Origin of the sequence: Rhodococcus sp. T9N (assembly GCF_024436645.1) — a bacterium.
Classification (GTDB): domain Bacteria; phylum Actinomycetota; class Actinomycetes; order Mycobacteriales; family Mycobacteriaceae; genus Rhodococcus_F; species Rhodococcus_F qingshengii.
The window spans coordinates 249,013-266,247 of the sequence record NZ_JAMSKS010000003.1 but is presented as its reverse complement, the minus strand read 5'-3'; the positions used below and the strand labels follow the sequence as shown (position 1 = coordinate 266,247).

The following is a 17,235-nucleotide window of genomic DNA, read 5'->3' as shown; positions in this document are numbered from 1 at the left end:
CGAGAAGGTGTGGGTGCCTACCCCACTGCAACAGGGGATTCCGGGATTCGCAGTTCAGCCGTCTCCAGTCGGCGATCATGCACCCACACCATCGCCGTTGCAACGGAGAAGACCAACCCGGCGATGCATACTCCGTTCCAGCCGTACGACTTCCACACCACTGACCCCACCGCCGAGCCCACGGCAGCACCGACGAAGTAGGTGGTCATGTACACGGAATTCACACGCGAACGTGCTTCGGGGACAAGGGCGTAGATCACGTTCTGGTTGCTGACGTGCACTCCCTGCAGCGCGAGGTCGGCAAGGACGATGGCAACGAGAAACCACACCACGTGGGTGGCACCGGCGACAAAGGGAAGCCACGACACCAAGAGAATCGCGATGGCGCCGCCGGTCGCCAGCTGACCCAATCCCCGATCGGCCAGTCTGCCCGCCACCGTCGCCATCAAAGCTCCCGCCACACCGAGTAGTCCGACCAAGCCGATTTGAGTGTCGCTGTAGCCGAATTCGCCGGACAGAAGAAAGGCCATCGTCGTGAAGACGGTGCTGACAGCAGCAAAAGCCAGTCCGCCCATGGCCGATCGGGTTCTCAGGCGCGGCAAGGTCGCAGCCAACTTCCCTACCGAAGCGAGCGTTGCGCGGTAGCTTGCCTTCGGGCGATCTGCGGAATCGGAAGGCAGAGATCGCCACAATGCCACGGCCATCACCACCATCAGCACCGCCGCAACCTTGTATACCGTCGACCAACCTCCCAGTCCGGAGAGGACGCCGGCAACGCTGCGCGCCAGCAGGATTCCGATCAGCAGTCCGCTCATGATCGTGCCGACCACCTGACCGGACCTCTCAGGTTCGGCCAGCGAGGCGGCAAACGGAATGAGCACCTGGGCGGCGACCGAAAAGACTCCAGCGACAGCGATTCCCACTGCCAGCGTGGCAAAGTTGGGCGCAAATCCGCTGACCGCTTGACCGGTCGCCGCCAGCAGCATGAGCCCTACCGTCAGCTTGCGTCGGTCCACCATGTCGCCCACCGGAACCAGAAGTATCAATCCGAGTGCATACGCGACCTGCGCGATGGTCACCGTCGCGGCCGCTGCGGAGGCCGACACATTCAGGTGATCTGCGATGGAATCGAGGAGTGGCTGGTTGAAATAGTTACCGCCCGCGCACAGGCCCGTCGCCGCAGCCATCAGCAGCACTATCGGTAGTCCGAGCCTCGGACGCGCGTCGCTTGAAATCATGTCGTCAAGCATGACCGCCTACACCGACGCGCGTCCAATAGATAGATATGCATGATCTATCTCCAGAAACGATAGATTGGTGCAATGGAACTACGTCACATCCGCTACGCCCTGGCAGTCGCGGAAGACAGACACTTCAGCCGAGCAGCGTCGCGGTTGCACGTTTCCCAGTCCGCCTTGAGTGCCCAGATCAGAGACCTCGAAAAGGAACTGGGAGTCGAATTGTTCAACCGGAACAGCCGAAACGTCGGCCTGACTGCTGCAGGCGAGGTTTTTGTCGCCCGCTCCCGCGAGGTACTCGGCGCCGTGTCGAGACTCGTCAGTGATGTCTCCGCACGGAGCAACGAGCAAGTGCGGTTGACGGTCGGCACCATCACCTCGGCGGGGCGCGTCGACGTCGGACGCGCGCTGGCAGATCTGACACGGCGCCACCCTGCAATCAACATCACCGCGCGACCGTACGGCAGTGAAGTAGTTATCGAAGGAGTCCGGTCCGGTGCAATCGACGTCGGCATTGTCGGATTGGCCGCAGGTCGCCTACCCAAGAGCTTTGCCGCCGCACCGCTGTGGAGTGAACCCACCGCAGCGTTCGTTGCTCCCGACCATCCCTTTGCCCAGGCTTCGTCGATCAGGCTCGAAGACCTACGCGATCACACTCTCGTGGACTTCGCCTCCGGCAGCGAGGCCCGTGTCCAAACCGACCAAGCCTTCGCCGAATCACAGGTCCCTCGGGGAAAAACACTTGAAGCCAACTCGGTAGACCTGATCTGTTCACTGACCGCCAACGGCCTGGGCGTAGGTTTGCTCCCCCAGTCCATGAGCGCCCTGCACCCCGAATTGGTCTGTATTCCGATCACCGATGCGCCGCATCGGATCGTCCACGCAATCACCGAACCCACCCATTCGTCGGCGCTCGCCCGCGAGTTCGTCGAACTACTCGCAGCGCAGTTCGCTACTTGAGCAGTTTCGACATTCGCCTGTCCGCCAACGGCTTACCGCCGGTCTGGCACGTCGCGCAGTATTGAAAAGAACGCTCCGCGAACGACACTTCGCGTACGACGTCACCGCACACCGGGCACGGAAGTCCGGTACGAGCATGCACTCGCATCCCCGAGCGTTTCTCACCCTTGAGCCGGGCCGCGTCCTGACCTTCCGAACGCTCGATCGCGTCGGCCAGCGTAGATCGCATCACGGCATACAACGTCGAAATCTGATCCGGCGTCAGCCGCGACGAGGTCGCGAAAGGCGAGAGTTTCGCGGTGTGGAGGATCTCGTCCGAGTAGGCGTTCCCGATACCGGCGATCAACGACTGCTCGACTATCGAGTTCTTGATCCGCGCCGACGTTCCGCCCAGAATCTGTGCGAACTCGGCTTCGGTCACGGCCATCGCGTCCGGCCCCAACCGGGCGATGCCCGGAACCTCCTGCGGATCGTTCACGACCCAGACGGCGAGGCGTTTCTTGGTGCCGGCTTCGGTGAGATCGAATGCCGGCGTCAACCCTTCGGGTGTGAAGAAATGAACGCGCAGCGCCAACGGCCCCTTCCCCGGCTTCGGCGGCGTCGCCGATGGATTGTCCAGCCAGCGCATCCAGCCGGCACGGGAGAGATGCGTGACCAACCACAACCCGTCGCAATCCAGAGCCAGATGCTTCCCGAAGCGGGCGGCACCCGTGACGTCACGCCCCTGCAGAGCAGTGATCGGCGGATCGAAGGTCTTGAGCACACTCAATGCAGCGATGTCGACGCGTCCCACCACTGCGCCGACCGCGTGCTGACGAAGGAACCCTGCCAGCGCTTCCACCTCGGGTAGTTCAGGCATGGCAACAGACTAACGCCGACCACGGACACTCACAGCGCGCTCAGTCCGTTTCCGTCTGCAGCACCACCGAATGCCCACCGCGTGCCTTCGCGGAGTACATCGCCCGATCCGCTCGCCGCAGCAGAGTCGGGTAGGTGACCAGCGCATCATCCGCTGATTCGAAAGGCCCTGCGATCTTCGCGATTCCGACGCTCATCGCCACCTCGGGATGATCGGGCGAGGTGATCGTCGAACGGAGTAGCTCATGTTCGAGTCGATGGAACGAGCGTTGATCGACCGAATCGACGATGACGAACTCGTCGCCGCCTATCCGTGCGATCAAGGCCGCCGGGCCGGCGCATTCGACCAGTCTCGATCCGACTTTTTCGATCACGGCGTCACCGACGGTATGTCCGTACTCGTCGTTGATGGCCTTGAATCGATTGATGTCGACGGCGGCGACTACCAAGAGCGCCGAGTGCGTGTACGACCGCTCCAGCAACAGTCGCACTTCGTCGGCCAGTCCCCTCCTGTTGAGCAGTCCGGTCAGTGGGTCCAATTGCGAGTTCAACGCGTCGGTGCCGAGGATGGAGAAAATGAACTGACAGGCAAAGGGAATCACGTAGATTGCCGCGCCGACCAGTACTACCAACGCGACCAGAACCGGAGCATCCACATCGTTTTCGACCACCGCCGTACGTGTCACGATGCCGATGACCACGACGAGTACCCACAACATGTGAAGGCTCTGTATTCGAGCATTGTGGAAGAACGCGATGTATCCGCCGATCACCGAGAACATCACGGCGTGTGCCAGTGCTGCAAGTGGATTGGAGTACAGCAGCATTGCGGCCGCTATTCCCACTTCCGAGTAGAGCACAAAGGCGTAAGACCAGGAACGGGAGAGATTGCGCCTCGTCGAGAGGGCGACGGCCATCATCACGGTTATGACCATGATGACTGCGTTCGCGGTGCGCGCGTGCGAAGTGGTCGGTCCCTGTGGACTGAAGCGAGTGAGGAACATGATCACGGTGACCAGCACCAACGAGCAGACGACGAGAAACCGCGAGGCGACGGTCAACCCTTTGTCCGCGAGATAGCGATTGAAGGTGTCGAATTGGTCCGGACGCCGATACCAATCGACAAGTTGAGAAGAGATCAGCCGGAACGCGGGACCCGAGAGCGGTCGTCGAGACGCCACGGCGTCCGAACGCTCAACACTCTCGGCAGATTCCATAGGGTCAGGGTAATCCAGTCAACTCCCCGCAATCAGACAATTTTCACTGTTTGCCGTCCCACATCACAACCTGATCGCCGCCGGCGGCCTTCGCGCGGTACATCGAGGCATCGGCTACTCGAAACAGTTCCGTCAACTCCTCGTCGGAAATAATCGACGACCATTCGGCAGAGGTGATCGCGACTCCGACGCTGGTGGTCACTACCGGATCACGATCGTCGATTCGCAAGTGCCTTCGCAGATTGTCTTCGAACGCAGGCGCTGCGCCGACGTCTATCGTGTCTACCAACACGAACTCGTCCCCACCGAATCTGGCGAAGAGCGCCTTCTCGCCGCCGCACCACCGCAGTCGATCAGCAATCTGGCGAAGTACGAGATCGCCTTCTTCGTGCCCCTGTGAGTCGTTGACGCTCTTGAACGAATCGACATCGACAATCGCGACGACATACGACGACTTGCTCGACGCATGCCCCGTCGCCCCCATTTCGACAACAGCTCGCTGCAGCCCGCGCCGATTCAGAAGCCCTGTCAACGGATCCACGTCCGAACTGTCCGCGTCGGAGCCGAGAAGTGAGAGGACGAACTGGCAGGCGAACGGGATGACCACGATCCCGGTGGCGATGATCAGACACAGTGCGGTGGCCAACGCAGGATCCGCGTAGACCGCAACCTTTCGGCCGACCACTGCCAGAACCACGATGGACAGCGCGATGTGAACCGCCTGGAGTCTCGCGTTGTGAAAGTACGCGATGTAACCACCGATCAGTACGAAGAGCACACACTGGATCAACCCGATGAAAGGGTCGTTGTTCAAGAACACACCGACGAATACGCCGACCTCGCAGTAGGCGACAAAGAAGTACGACCACCGACGCGTGATTTCGGGCAGAAGGCAGAAGAGCACGATCACCGCAATCGTGACGGCGATGATAACGGCGTTGACGACGCTGGTGACGTGGTTGTGCACGCCCGCGTCGCTGAAGCGCAGCAGAGTCATCGCAATGATGACCGTCGTCAGCGAGCCGATGACCAGCAATCGGACAGCTAGCTCCAGGCCCTTCGTGGCGAGGTATCGATTGAAACTGTCGAATTGATCAGGACGCCGATACCACTGAACCAGAAGGTCGAAAGCCGACTTCACAGCTGATTTTTCACGGCCACGCGGCGCGGGCAGAATCGACTGCAGTCGGTCCTGCCCGAACGATGTCATGCGCAGATCATAGGTGCGCAGACCGTCGTTCGGGATCAAGAGTGCAGGATCGAGGCGGCAAATTCAGGGTCGGTTGTCAGCGCCGAACGAGGTACGTATCCATGATCCAACCGTGCTTCTCACGCAACTCCGCCCGGCGAGCGACGATCCGATCTTCGACGTCACGCAGTTTGCCGGAAATCAACTCCTCGTCCGGGGTCCCGAGGTACGCGCCCCACCAGATCTCGGCGTCGTTTTCGCTTACCTGAGTGAAGGTGCAATGCGCGTCGAGCATCACGATGGCATTGTCCACGCCGTCGGGCAATCCCTCGGCCAGTTTGCGGCCGGTCGTGATGTGGATGGGTTCGCCGATTCGGTTGAGGACGATTCGGTGTTGTGCAGCCAGCGACTGCACGCTGGTGATTCCCGGGATGACGGAGTAGTCGAACGAAACTCTCCCGCGAGCGAGCACGCGCTCGACGATCCGCAGAGTGCTGTCGTAGAGGGAAGGGTCACCCCAGACGAGAATCGCGCCGACGCCAGGTTCGGCCGCGAATTCCGCTTCGAATTTCGCGGCCCGACGCTCGTGCCAGTCCTCGACGACGCCCTCGTAGTCGGTCGGGGTTCGGTCCCGCGGCGGGTCCGTGATCTCGACCACCTTGTAGTCGAGGTGAACGTGCTCGTCGAGAATGCCGGTGCGCAAGTCGACCAGGGCCTGCTTCTCGTCACCCTTTCCGATGATGAAGAAGGTATCGGCCCTGTTCATAGCCTTGATCGCCTGAACCGTCACCTGGTCGGGATCACCAGCACCGATACCGATCACCAAGAGTTCGCGCATGTGCCGAGGCTATATTGCCGTGCGCCCTTATTAACCGCCGGAGGTTAATAAAGGCGCACAGCAGGGCAGGCCCTAGACTGATTCCCGTGACTGTCTCCACTGCTTACGAAGACCTCCTCCGGCTCGTCATGGAGACGGGTACCGCCAAATCCGATCGAACCGGAACCGGCACCCGCAGCATCTTCGGTCACCAGATGCGTTTCGATCTTGCCGACGGCTTTCCGCTCGTCACCACCAAGAAGGTCCACCTCAAGTCGATAGTCAACGAACTCCTGTGGTTCCTGCGCGGCGACTCCAACGTGGCGTGGCTGCACGAGCACGGCGTCTCCATCTGGGACGAGTGGGCCGACGAGAACGGTGAACTCGGCCCCGTCTACGGCGTCCAGTGGCGTAGCTGGCCCACCCCTTCGGGCGAGCACATCGACCAGATCACGCAGACCGTCGAGGCTCTGCGCTCCAACCCCGATTCGCGGCGGATCATCGTTTCGGCGTGGAACGTCGCCGACATTCCGCAGATGGCCCTGGCGCCGTGCCACGCCTTCTTCCAGTTCTACGTCGCCGACGGCAAGCTCTCCTGCCAGCTGTACCAGCGCAGCGCCGACATGTTCCTCGGCGTTCCGTTCAACATCGCCAGCTACGCGCTGCTCACCCACATGATGGCCCAGCAGGCCGGACTCGACGTCGGCGAGTTCGTCTGGACCGGCGGCGACTGCCACATCTACGACAATCACGTCGACCAGGTGACCGAGCAGCTCGGCCGCGAACCGCTGCCGTTGCCGACCCTGAAGCTGAACAAGCGCGACTCCATCTTCGACTACACCTTCGAGGACGTGGAGATCGTCGACTACCAGCACCACCCCGCGATCAAAGCACCGGTAGCGGTCTGACGATGACCGATCGCACAGTCACCCTCATCTGGGCGCAGGCCCACGGCGGCGTCATCGGCGCCGACAACTCGATCCCGTGGCGCGTGTCCGAGGACATGGCTTACTTCAAACGCGTCACCATGGGCCATCCGGTAATCATGGGGCGGCGCACCTGGGACTCCATTCCATCGAAGTTCCGTCCGTTCAGCGGGCGTCGGAACATCGTCGTCACACGCGATCCGCAATGGCACGCCGAAGGCGCCGAGGTGGTCCGCAGTCTGGACGACGCCCTGGCGTTGCCGGACGGTGACGTCTTCGTCGTCGGTGGCGGGCAAATTTATTCGGCTGCACTGCCATTCGCGACGCATCTACTGGTGACCGAGATCGACCTCGACATCGCCGGTGATGCTTTTGCTCCCGAGATCGGCCCCGAATGGAACCTGAAATCCGACGAGCCCTGGCAGACCTCGGAGAAGAGCGGCCTGCGCTTCCGCTGGTTGGAGTACACGCGCTGACCGACTTCCGCCGATAACGAGGCACCTCGCGAGTGAGTCGGTCATACTCCAAGAAGGACATTCACCGCTTCCGAGAGGTCTTCGATGGACAAGAAGTCACTGACCGCTCTCGCTCGCCAACAGTTGAAACTGGCGGGCTCGGCGACCAGCGGTCGCAGTTCACAAACCGTCTACGGTGGCCACCAGCGCAGCCTGCGACAGACGGTGATCGCGCTGAGCGCCGGCAAGAGCCTCGCCGAACACGACAGTCCGGGCGAAGCCACGTTGTTGGTCCTGAGCGGGAAGCTGAATCTTGTATGTGGGAGCGACCAGTGGAAAGGATCCACGGGTGATTTCCTGACCGTCCCGGCCGACCGGCACAGCGTCGAAGCGCTCGAAGACGTTGCATTTCTACTGACCGTCGCCATGAAGGGCTGAAATCGGTAGCGTCTTCCGCGTGAGCGAAACCGTGATCGAAGTGTCCGTCGTCGCAGCCCCGTCCGTACTCTGGCCCGCGCTGCGCGACCCGTCGCTGATTCGACGTTGGTTCGGCTGGGAGTACGACGGACTCGACGACGAAATCACCCAGATCTACTCCACCGCTGAGGCCGACCCCGAAGCGTTGACGCTGAAACTCGGAAACGGTGACCGTTTCTCACTTCGCGAACAGGACGGCAAGACGGTCGTCCGCATCGACCGACCGCCGAAATCAGCCGACGACGACTGGTACGACGACATCACCGAGGGCTGGACGACATTCCTCCAGCTGCTCAGATTCGCAGTGGAGCACCACGGACTGGCCGAGCGTGGAACCATTTACCTCGACGGCCTTCTGCTCCCCGGTGAGAACGTGGCAAGCGTCCTCGGGCTCACCGAAATCGAATTGGAAGCGGGAAGTCGGTACGCGGTGACAATCGCTCCCGGCGACTATTTCGAAGGCGTCGTCGACTACGTCACCGACCACCAATTCGGGTTGACAGTCGAGGATCTCGGCCCTGGCCTGCTGTCTGTCGCCACCCAGTCGGTGACGGCGCAGCGGCCCGACGGAGGCATGTCCATCCTGCTGACCACCTACGACCTGAGCGATGACGAGTTCGACGAGATCAAGCATCACTGGTCGTCGTGGTGGGAAGGTCGCCGCCAGGAGAGCTGACGTTCGGTGAGGCGATATGCTTCGACCATGGTCGAAGCTTCGGGTCACAGTCCGGCACGTACGTTCGGCGAGTTGCTCGACCGCCTGGGCGATTCCAATGCCGACATACCGACACTCCACCGCCTGCTCGAGGCGGTCCTGGTGGTCGGCTCCGGCCTGGACCTCGACCTGACGCTTCAACGGATCATCACCTCTGCGACAACGGTTCTGGATTGCCGCTACGGCGCCCTGGGGGTCGCGGCGCCGGGGGGCGGGCTCTCGGAATTCGTGTACGAGGGAATCTCCGGGTCCCAACGCGCGACCATGGGACATTTCCCCGAAGGTCATGGCGTGCTGGGTGTTCTGATGAATCACCCGCAGACTTTGCGTGTGGCCCATCTCGGCGACCATCCCGAATCGGTGGGATTCCCCGCAAATCATCCACCGATGGAGAGCTTCCTCGGAGCGCCGATCATGATGCGGGGAAAGGTGTTCGGAAGCATCTACCTGACCGAGAAACGGGGACAGGCCGAGTTCACCCAAGAAGACGAGGTCATTCTCGAAGCCCTCGCCATCGCAGCCGGTATCGCTGTGGAAAACGCCCGACTGTTCGAGCAGTCACGAACTCGTGAAAGATGGCTCACCGCAACATCTGCCATCCGCTCGCGGTTGCTGGCCGGTGACTCGCTCGAGGACGGCCTGCAACTTCTTGCCAGTCGCGTTCGGGACCTGACCGGCGTCGACGACGTGATCGTGGTGATCTGCGAGAACGGCTACGCACAGGTTCACGCCGCGGCCAGCGCCCGGACCACGTCGCGTGGAGTCAGAATCCCGGCGACCACTTATCCGTTCGACGTGGTGCGGAGCACTCGAAAGCTACAGGTACTCACCACTTTAGGCGCACTCACCGAACTGGTGCCGTCGGCTGGGAGTGCGGTCGTGGCACCGATGTGCGTCGCCTCGGGTGTAGTCGGCGCGGTCATCGTGGCGTCGAATTCCACCAACACACACTGGGATCACGACGAACTGACCCGGATCGAGTCGATGGCCGAACTCGGCTCCGTTGCAATCGAGTTCGACGAGAAACAAAAGGCGCAACGCCTGTTGTCCGTTCTCGCCGACCGCGACCGCATCGCACGAGACCTGCACGACAACGTCATCCAGCGACTGTTCGCGAGCGGAATGAGCCTGCAGAGCACGCTTCCGGACGAGACCCTCCCGGAGTCGGCGCGCGCGATTGTCAAACGATCTCTCGAACAGCTCGACAAGACAGTCCGCGAGATTCGGACAACCATCTTCGATCTGCAGACTCCGACGGCCACCGATTCGTCGAGCCTGCGCCGACGCCTCCTCGATGTCATCGGCGACGCCACCGCACAGTCCGCTGTGTCCCCGAGCGTCCAATTCTCCGGCGCCATCGACACTCTGGTGAATCCCGGGATCCACCAGCACGCCGAAGCCGTGCTGCGTGAGGGGTTGAGCAACGTCCTTCGGCATGCACACGCACGCCACATCACCATCGCTGTCACCGCGGACGTCGAATTTGCGATCACGATCGAGGACGACGGCGTCGGACTCCCCTCCGACTTCCACAAGAGTGGACTGCACAATCTGGAGCGCCGCGCCGAACATTGCGGCGGTACGTGCACGATCGTCAATCACGATCCGAGCGGTGCACGCCTGCTCTGGCGAGTACCGCTCGGTCGCACCAACTCGAATCGACCGAAATCCGGTCGTTAGATCCTAGCGACTGCCGCTACGGATTTCGGTCGCCAGCACCGCAGCCTGAGTACGACGCTGCATGCCCAGCTTCGAGAGCAGACGCGTCACGTAGTTCTTGACCGTCTTCTCCGCGAGGAACAATCGCGCGCCGATCTCCCGGTTGGTGAGCCCCTCTCCGATGAGGTCGAAGACTGCTCGCTCCTGATCGGAAAGTTCGGCCAACGGATCAGCTGTACGGTCGCTGCGGATCCGCTGCATCAGCGCCTCGGTTGCACGACTGTCGAGCAGTGAACCGCCGCGCCCGACTGTGCGGACTGCAGCGACCAGATCGGTTCCGAGAATCTGCTTGAGGACGAATCCCGAGGCGCCCGCCATGATCGCGTCGAGCAACGCCTCGTCGTCGGCGTACGACGTGAGCATCAGGCAGCGGAGGTCGGGAAGCATCGAGCGGAGTTCTCGGCACAGTTCGACGCCGTTGCCGTCAGGCAGGCGTACGTCCAGAACAGCGACGTCGGCGTTGCTCTGCGGTACCGCGGCCAGCGCTTCCCCCACGGACGCCGCCTCGCCCACCACCACGAAGTCCTCGACCCCACCGAGTAGGTCGAACAATCCGCGTCTGACGATCTCGTGATCGTCCACCAGGAATATCCGCGTTGTCATCGAACCCCTCCAAAAGACATCTCACGTCGAACGGTACCGGAGACGGTGGACTCAGAACTCATGGAATGCATTCTCTTCACTTGTTGACGTGCCGGACGATGAGAACCGGGCAATCCGCGGTGTGCAGGAGCGCTCGACTGGTCGATCCGAGGAGCATTCCTGCGAATCCGCCGCGCCCGCGACTGCCGACGACTATCAACTGCGCCGTCTCCGCATATTCGCTCAGGACTCGGACCGGACGGTCACGCGCGACGACTCTTTCGACGACGACGTCCGGGTAACGCTCGGTGAATCCGGCCAATTGCTCCGCGAGGACAACTTCCTCACCCGTCTGGATGCTGCTCCACAGTGGGTCGTCGGGGGTGGCGCCCAACGAGGGCTGCACACTCACGTCGCTCCACACGTTGACGGCGATCAAGGTGGCGCCCCGCGCGGAGGCCTGCTCGAAAGCGTGCTCGACTGCCTCGATGCTGCTTTCGGATCCATCGACACCGACGACGACGGGGCCCTCGGTCGGCGGTCGACCGTCGAGCGTCCGTCCTCGGACAACTGCAACCGGAGATTCGCCGTGCGAGACAACCGAGACCGTCGCAGAACCGACGACCAATCCGGTGAATTCGCCGTGCCCGCGAGGGCCGAGCGCAATGATGTACGCGCCCTTGGACAATTCGATCAGGCGATCGGAGACGCTGCCGTCGAGTAGTTCGGTGACGATCTCGAGGTCGTCGTCGATGCTTTGCCGCGCGAGAATCTGTGCGCTGTCCAGACGAGCGGTGGCAGTGCGCCGCAGTTCGTCCTTGAAGCTCTCGGCGAGGTAAGGCTCGGAGTAGTAGAAGGCTGGGATGTGCACCACCGTCGCGATGTGGAGCGGTCGACCGAGCGCCACCGCGGTCCTCGCCGCCCAGACGACAGCCGACGACGCCGATTCCGAACCGTCTACCGCTACGACGACGGGTTTGGTTGCACTCATGTTCGTCCCTCCACAATCGACCACAGAATCTCTTCGCCCTCACACTATTGCCCAATGACGGCAAAAAGGATTCATCAGCCGACGCGAGTCCCGAATCGGACATTGGGTGTTCGGGTGGACTGCGGCAACGGCCCCGCCAACATCCCTTTCGGGCGTCAACGAGGCCACCGGTGCCGGATTCGCACGCAAACCCTGGCTACTCGATCCACGTTAGGTGAAGAACCCGACCGGTCAGAAGTGAAAAAAGTCCTGTCAACAAGCGCCCAAAATCGGGTTTCGTACGCAGGAGATCCCGAACCACCCGCCCTGCTGTGCGCCTTTATTAACCGCCGGCGGTTAATAAAGGCGCACAGCAGGGTCAGTCACAAATCTTGCGGAACTTCTCGATCAGCTGCACTCGGCCGTTGCGGTCGGCCGCCAACGGCGTGACGTTGAGCGTCGTGACACCGGCTTCGGCGAAGGCTGCGACGCGTTCCTTGACGTAGCTCTCGGGACCGATCAACGACACGGCGCGAACCAGTTCGTCCGGCACTGCTGCGGCGGCTTCGTCCTTCTTGCCCGCGAGGTAGAGATCCTGGATCTTCTCGGCGGCCTCTTCGTAGCCGTAGCGCACCGCGAGGTCGTTGTAGAAGTTCTTGCCCTTGGCGCCCATGCCACCGATGTAGAGCGCAAGGCTCGGGCGTACCCAGTCGAGCATGTGGTCGACGTCGTCACCGATGGCCAGTGCCGGCGACGCGTACACCTGAAGCTCACCGAGGCTCGGATCGCGCTTGGCCTTGCCCTTGGCGATCGGCTCACCCCACACGCTTGCTGCCTTCTCCGGATGGAAGAAGATAGGTTCCCAGCCTTCGGCGATCTCCGCCGTCAGCTCGACGTTCTTGGGTCCGAGCGAAGCGATCAGGATCGGGATGCGCTCACGCACAGGATGATTGATCAGCTTGAGTGGCTTTCCGAGTCCGGTGCCCTTCTCGGCGGGGAGGGGAACCTGGTAGTACTTGCCCTGGTACTCGACCTTCTCGCGGCGCCATACCTGACGGCAGATCTCGACGACCTCACGTGTGCGTCCCAGCGGAGCGTCGTACTTGACGCCGTGGAACCCCTCGATCACCTGCGGTCCGGAAGCGCCCAGTCCCATCACGAAGCGACCGTTGGAGACGAAGTCCAGGCCCGCCGCCGTCATGGCGGTCAACGAGGGCGTACGGGTGTAGATCTGAAAGATTCCCGAAGCGAGTTCGATGGTCGACGTCTTGGCCGCCAGGTAACCGAGCTGGCTGACGGCGTCGAAGGAATACGCCTCCGGGACGAAGGCGATGTCGAGGCCCGCCTTCTCCAGGTCACCGACCTCTTCGACGGTTTCGGCGAACCCGCCGCTGTAGTTCAAACCCATACCGATACGCACGTTGTAACCCCAATCCTGACGATTGCTGCCGTGTGCGACGCGCACACGAGCAGTGGTACTCCCATCGAACACTTACTCACATCGAACACTACGGAACCTGAGTCCGCATTCATGTGACTACCCCGTTCATATTCGATGACCGAAATGAACGGGGTAGTGGGAGAGCCTGTCGAGGGTCAGGATTCTTCGGGGCGAACCACCATGACGGGGCACTTGGCCGAAGCGATCAGGGTGTTGCTGGTCGAGCCGAGCAACATGCCGCGGAATCCACCGCGACCACGGCTTCCGACTACGACGAGCTGCGCTTTTGCCGACCAGTCCAGCAGCCGTCCGCGTGGGTTGTCGAGGTATACCTCGCGCCGGACCTTCACGTCCGGGTATTGCTCGGACCATCCGGCCAAGCTCTCGCTGAGTACCGCATGCTCTTCCTCTTCGAGAGACTGCGGGGCAAGCGCAGCGGCCCTCGGGTCTTCGAATGCCGCACTGCCGAGGTCACTCCACACGTGCAACGCCACCAACTCGACTCCGCGGAACGACGCTTCCTCGAAAGCCGCACCGACGGCCTGGGCGCTCAACGCGCTGCCGTCGACGCCGACCACTACGGGTCCTTCCGAGGGCACCGCACCATCGCGGTCTCGGACGACGATGACCGGACACTTGCCGTGACTGGCCACACCGACCGCGGTATTGCCGAGGACTGCTGTCGCCGCCTTGCCTGACGCCGACGCTCCGACAACGACCCGCCTGGCCTGTGCCGAACTCTCGATCAGCCACTGAGTTGCGCTGCCGATGGCGATTTCGGTGTGAACTTCGAGTTTCGGATCGATCTCACGGGCGAATTGTTCCGCCTCTGCCAAGATCGCTTTTCCGGCCTCTTCGACCCATTCGTACACCCCACCCGCGTCGACGTACGGTCCGCCGAAACCGTAAGGCGCGAAGTCGAGAGCGTGGATGATGTCGAGTCGCAATTCGCGCTGGGCGGCGATTTTCGCGGCCTCGCGGAGCGCTGTGGACGCAGTGTCCGAACCCTCGACTCCGACAACAACACTGTTATGTTCGCGTGAACTCATGTGCCCACCTTCCTGAAGAAGTAACCGAGCCACTTTCACTCTAACCATCCCACTTGTCCGGCTTTTTTGGGGTCGCCCCCTCTTCATTTCGGGGACTTAGGTCCCCGAAACTGTTGACGGATAGGAGAATTAGCAGAGCAATCAGGACCAGGTGTGAACAGGATCTCCCGTCCGCATGTTCTCCACGTAACCGCGGAGCATTCCGGTGAGCGCAGTCGAGCGGTCCGCGCCCGAGGCCTCCGCGTGCGCCACTTGCTCGCGTTGCCAGGCGGCACCGGTCTGCCGATTCATGCACCGCCCTTCGATCACGCCGAGGTACCGATCGCGGGCCGCGGCGGACAATCCGAAGTCGGCCAAACCCTCGTCCGCCAACGGCAGCAGCCTTCGCAGGACCAACTCGTCGGCACCGACCCAACCGATCTCCGGCCAGTACAGGGTGGCGTCGAGTCCGTACTTGGCGCCGATGTGCAGGTTCTCTTCGGCCGCATGGAACGACATGTGCGACCACAGTGGCCGCTCCGCGTTCACCAATGCGCGAACGGTTCCGTAGTAGAAGGCCGCATTGGCCATGATGTCGACGACGGTCGGCCCGGCCGGCAGCACCCGATTCTCGATACGCAAGTGCGGCTTGCCATCCGAGCAGTCGTAGACAGGCCGATTCCAGCGATAGACCGTGCCGTTGTGCATCTGAAGCTCGCTCAACTCCGGAACCCCGCCCGCCGCGAGCACTTCCAGTGGATCGGTGTCCGAGACATCAGGGAGCAGCGCCGGGAAGTACCGTGAATTCTCCTCGAACAGGTCGAGAACCGAATGGATCCACCGCTCACCGAACCACACTCGCGGTCGCACACCTTGGTTCTTGAGCTCGAAAGTTCGGGTGTCCGTTGCCTGTTCGAAGATCGGAATGCGTGATTCGTGCCAAAGCGCCTTCCCTGCCAGGAAAGGGGAATTGGCCGCAAGCGCCACCTGTACTCCGGCCAGACACTGCGCGGCATTCCAGTGCGCTGCGAATTCTTCCGGCGCGACGCGCAGGTGCAACTGCATGGACGTACAAGCCGCCTCCGGCACCACCGAATTGGTGTCGGCCCGAAGGATTTCCACGTCGCCACCGGGTAGCGCGACACCTTCGACGTCGAGTTCGATGTCCTCTCCCCGCGCGGCAAAAATTTGCTCGTTGAGCAATTCGTAGCGCGGGTTGGCGGTGATCCACTCACGATCGAGATGCTCGAGCTGCAGTGTCGGCAGCATCCCGATCATCACCATCTCGGCGTCGTGCGCGTGGATTCGCGCGTCTGCGACGTCGAGGGACGCCCGCAGTTTCTTCTCCAATTCGAAAGTCGCATCACCGGTGAGTGGGCCGGGCTCGACGTTCATCTCGACGTTGAACTGTCCGAGCTCGGTTTGGAAAACCGCAGAGTCGTCGATGGATTCGAGCACTTCACGGTTGGACATCGCGGGCGTCATGTCGCCGGTCACGAGGTTGAACTCGATCTCCATGCCCAACAGCGGAGCGGGCTTGTCGACGGCGTCTCGGAAGTCACCACCGTCGAGCATCTGCTTCATGGCGTCGACGCACGAGCGCACCTTCTTACGAAAGAGCCTACGGTCGGCTCTGGTGAATTCTCGCGCCGTGACCTCTGCACCCATTGCGCATTCCCCCTTCGACGATCAACGTCACTGAAGGCTATCCGTCCGGTGTCACCGACAAACGAGAACTGCGGTGGCACCGGGAAGAATTTCCCGACGCCACCGCAGTTCTCCGAAAGTTTCTTCTACGAGTTGTCGACCCAGGTGACAGCTACGCCGCGAGCCTGCAGCCACGCTGCGGGATCGACCTTTGCGCCGTTCTCGGCAACCTCGAAGTGCAGGTGCGGGCCGGTGGACTGGCCACGGTTACCCACGGTGGCGATCTGCTGGCCGGCGTTGACGCGCTGGCCGACGTTGACCTGGTAGTCGTTGACGTGGCCGTACGTGGTGACCGTGCCGTCGTCGTGCTGGACGCGGACCCAGAGGCCGAAACCTGACGCCGGGCCGGCGTCGATGACCTGGCCGTCGGCTGCAGCCAGAATCGGCGTACCGATCGGAGCCGCGATGTCGAGGCCACCGTGGTGTGCTCCCCAGCGCGAACCGAAGGTTGAGGTCAGCGTTCCGGACACCGGCTGCACGGTACGAGCTGAGGTGCCGGGGTTGATCCCAGCGAGGAACTGCTGTGCCTGCGTGTTGAGGTCGGCAGCAAAATCGGGAAGCTCGGGGATGTCGAGAGCCGGAAGTGCCGCCAATTCAGCCGGAACGACAACGCCCTCGGGGAGCAGACCCTGCGGGATTTCGATGCCGGCGATGGTCTGTGTTGCCGGCGCCGCAGCAGCGGTTCCTGCGCCCATCTGGCCTGCACCGACGAGGAGTGCACCGGTAGCCGCAGCTACGACACCTGCCTTGACACCGGCACCAGGGCCAGCCGACGGGGTGCGGTGGCGGCCGCTTGCTGCCTCGGGATCGATCTCGAAGACAACATCGTCATTGCCCGTGCGGTGGTGGTTTCCCACAGTGTGTACTCCGTCAGTCGTCGGCGTGCAGCGTCCTTCTGATGAAGCCCGCTCCTCTGTCTGCCGAAGAATGTAACAG

General features: G+C 62.2%; 17 protein-coding genes. 6 read left to right on the top strand and 11 right to left on the bottom strand.

The window, feature by feature from the left end:
• Positions 1-17: 17 nt before the first annotated feature.
• Positions 18-1,250 carry an MFS transporter gene (locus M1L53_RS07680; RefSeq protein ID WP_042921334.1) on the bottom strand — a complete coding sequence of 411 codons (1,233 nt, stop codon included), beginning with the start codon at positions 1,248-1,250 and terminating at the stop codon, positions 18-20.
• A gap of 72 nt (positions 1,251-1,322) precedes the next feature.
• Here M1L53_RS07680 and M1L53_RS07675 point away from each other — a divergent pair, with 72 nt between their 5' ends.
• Positions 1,323-2,198, top strand: a complete 876-nt coding sequence (locus tag M1L53_RS07675; protein ID WP_007727651.1) for a LysR family transcriptional regulator — start codon at positions 1,323-1,325, stop codon at positions 2,196-2,198.
• Here M1L53_RS07675 and M1L53_RS07670 read toward each other — a convergent pair.
• From M1L53_RS07670 to cobF, 4 genes are all read right to left on the bottom strand, one after another.
• On the bottom strand, positions 2,191-3,057 hold the full coding sequence (locus tag M1L53_RS07670; protein WP_007727653.1) for an Fpg/Nei family DNA glycosylase: 867 nt from the start codon (positions 3,055-3,057) through the stop codon (positions 2,191-2,193). The genes M1L53_RS07675 and M1L53_RS07670 overlap by 8 nt on opposite strands.
• Positions 3,058-3,097: 40 nt before the next feature.
• Positions 3,098-4,273 (bottom strand): diguanylate cyclase, encoded by a 1,176-nt coding sequence (locus M1L53_RS07665; RefSeq protein ID WP_007727655.1) that lies wholly within the window; start codon positions 4,271-4,273, stop codon positions 3,098-3,100.
• A 43-nt stretch (positions 4,274-4,316) separates the two neighbouring features.
• Positions 4,317-5,483, bottom strand: coding sequence for a GGDEF domain-containing protein (locus M1L53_RS07660; RefSeq protein WP_223304416.1), 1,167 nt, complete (start codon positions 5,481-5,483; stop codon positions 4,317-4,319).
• A 76-nt stretch (positions 5,484-5,559) separates the two neighbouring features.
• On the bottom strand, positions 5,560-6,300 hold the full coding sequence (gene cobF, locus M1L53_RS07655; RefSeq protein ID WP_050655570.1) for a precorrin-6A synthase (deacetylating): 741 nt from the start codon (positions 6,298-6,300) through the stop codon (positions 5,560-5,562).
• Between the two features lie 86 nt (positions 6,301-6,386).
• On the opposite strand from cobF, the gene M1L53_RS07650 reads away from it, so the two are divergent.
• From M1L53_RS07650 to M1L53_RS07630, 5 genes are all read left to right on the top strand, one after another.
• Complete coding sequence (locus M1L53_RS07650; RefSeq protein WP_054188824.1) at positions 6,387-7,187, top strand: thymidylate synthase; 801 nt, start codon at positions 6,387-6,389, stop codon at positions 7,185-7,187.
• 2 nt (positions 7,188-7,189) lie between these two features.
• The gene (locus M1L53_RS07645) at positions 7,190-7,681 is read left to right on the top strand and encodes a dihydrofolate reductase (protein WP_003946393.1); all 492 of its coding nucleotides are present in this window, start codon (positions 7,190-7,192) and stop codon (positions 7,679-7,681) included.
• Between the two features lie 84 nt (positions 7,682-7,765).
• Complete coding sequence (locus tag M1L53_RS07640; RefSeq protein WP_003946336.1) at positions 7,766-8,098, top strand: cupin domain-containing protein; 333 nt, start codon at positions 7,766-7,768, stop codon at positions 8,096-8,098.
• A 19-nt stretch (positions 8,099-8,117) separates the two neighbouring features.
• Positions 8,118-8,813: a hypothetical protein gene (locus M1L53_RS07635; protein ID WP_054188825.1), complete on the top strand. Its 696-nt coding sequence runs from the start codon at positions 8,118-8,120 to the stop codon at positions 8,811-8,813.
• A 27-nt stretch (positions 8,814-8,840) separates the two neighbouring features.
• Entirely contained in the window at positions 8,841-10,532 is a 1,692-nt protein-coding gene (locus tag M1L53_RS07630) for a GAF domain-containing protein (protein ID WP_054188826.1), read from the top strand.
• 3 nt (positions 10,533-10,535) lie between these two features.
• Here the strand turns inward: M1L53_RS07630 and M1L53_RS07625 are convergent, their stop codons facing one another.
• The 6 genes from M1L53_RS07625 to M1L53_RS07600 form a co-directional block, all read right to left on the bottom strand.
• Entirely contained in the window at positions 10,536-11,174 is a 639-nt protein-coding gene (locus M1L53_RS07625) for a response regulator transcription factor (RefSeq protein ID WP_003946380.1), read from the bottom strand.
• Positions 11,175-11,250: 76 nt separating this feature from the next.
• Positions 11,251-12,144, bottom strand: a complete 894-nt coding sequence (locus tag M1L53_RS07620; protein ID WP_003946389.1) for a universal stress protein — start codon at positions 12,142-12,144, stop codon at positions 11,251-11,253.
• A 358-nt stretch (positions 12,145-12,502) separates the two neighbouring features.
• A complete protein-coding gene (locus M1L53_RS07615) occupies positions 12,503-13,543 on the bottom strand; it encodes an LLM class F420-dependent oxidoreductase (protein ID WP_007727670.1) in 1,041 nt (346 codons plus the stop codon).
• A 176-nt stretch (positions 13,544-13,719) separates the two neighbouring features.
• The gene (locus tag M1L53_RS07610; protein WP_007727672.1) at positions 13,720-14,613 is read right to left on the bottom strand and encodes a universal stress protein; all 894 of its coding nucleotides are present in this window, start codon (positions 14,611-14,613) and stop codon (positions 13,720-13,722) included.
• 141 nt (positions 14,614-14,754) lie between these two features.
• Positions 14,755-16,260, bottom strand: a complete 1,506-nt coding sequence (locus M1L53_RS07605; RefSeq protein ID WP_050654664.1) for a glutamate-cysteine ligase family protein — start codon at positions 16,258-16,260, stop codon at positions 14,755-14,757.
• Between the two features lie 125 nt (positions 16,261-16,385).
• A complete protein-coding gene (locus M1L53_RS07600) occupies positions 16,386-17,156 on the bottom strand; it encodes a M23 family metallopeptidase (RefSeq protein WP_003946431.1) in 771 nt (256 codons plus the stop codon).
• Positions 17,157-17,235: the final 79 nt, after the last annotated feature.

What these genes read in the sequence shown, in the direction of transcription:
- M1L53_RS07670 (WP_007727653.1), bottom strand. Translation starts at nt 3,057, where the DNA reads ATGCCTGAACTACCCGAGGTGGAAGCGCTGGCAGGGTTCCTTCGTCAG.
- M1L53_RS07660 (WP_223304416.1), bottom strand. Translation starts at nt 5,483, where the DNA reads ATGACATCGTTCGGGCAGGACCGACTGCAGTCGATTCTGCCCGCGCCG.
- M1L53_RS07680 (WP_042921334.1), bottom strand. Translation starts at nt 1,250, where the DNA reads ATGCTTGACGACATGATTTCAAGCGACGCGCGTCCGAGGCTCGGACTA.
- M1L53_RS07630 (WP_054188826.1), top strand. Translation starts at nt 8,841, where the DNA reads ATGGTCGAAGCTTCGGGTCACAGTCCGGCACGTACGTTCGGCGAGTTG.
- M1L53_RS07645 (WP_003946393.1), top strand. Translation starts at nt 7,190, where the DNA reads ATGACCGATCGCACAGTCACCCTCATCTGGGCGCAGGCCCACGGCGGC.
- M1L53_RS07605 (WP_050654664.1), bottom strand. Translation starts at nt 16,260, where the DNA reads ATGGGTGCAGAGGTCACGGCGCGAGAATTCACCAGAGCCGACCGTAGG.
- M1L53_RS07625 (WP_003946380.1), bottom strand. Translation starts at nt 11,174, where the DNA reads ATGACAACGCGGATATTCCTGGTGGACGATCACGAGATCGTCAGACGC.
- cobF (WP_050655570.1), bottom strand. Translation starts at nt 6,300, where the DNA reads ATGCGCGAACTCTTGGTGATCGGTATCGGTGCTGGTGATCCCGACCAG.
- M1L53_RS07610 (WP_007727672.1), bottom strand. Translation starts at nt 14,613, where the DNA reads ATGAGTTCACGCGAACATAACAGTGTTGTTGTCGGAGTCGAGGGTTCG.
- M1L53_RS07620 (WP_003946389.1), bottom strand. Translation starts at nt 12,144, where the DNA reads ATGAGTGCAACCAAACCCGTCGTCGTAGCGGTAGACGGTTCGGAATCG.
- M1L53_RS07640 (WP_003946336.1), top strand. Translation starts at nt 7,766, where the DNA reads ATGGACAAGAAGTCACTGACCGCTCTCGCTCGCCAACAGTTGAAACTG.
- M1L53_RS07675 (WP_007727651.1), top strand. Translation starts at nt 1,323, where the DNA reads ATGGAACTACGTCACATCCGCTACGCCCTGGCAGTCGCGGAAGACAGA.
- M1L53_RS07665 (WP_007727655.1), bottom strand. Translation starts at nt 4,273, where the DNA reads ATGGAATCTGCCGAGAGTGTTGAGCGTTCGGACGCCGTGGCGTCTCGA.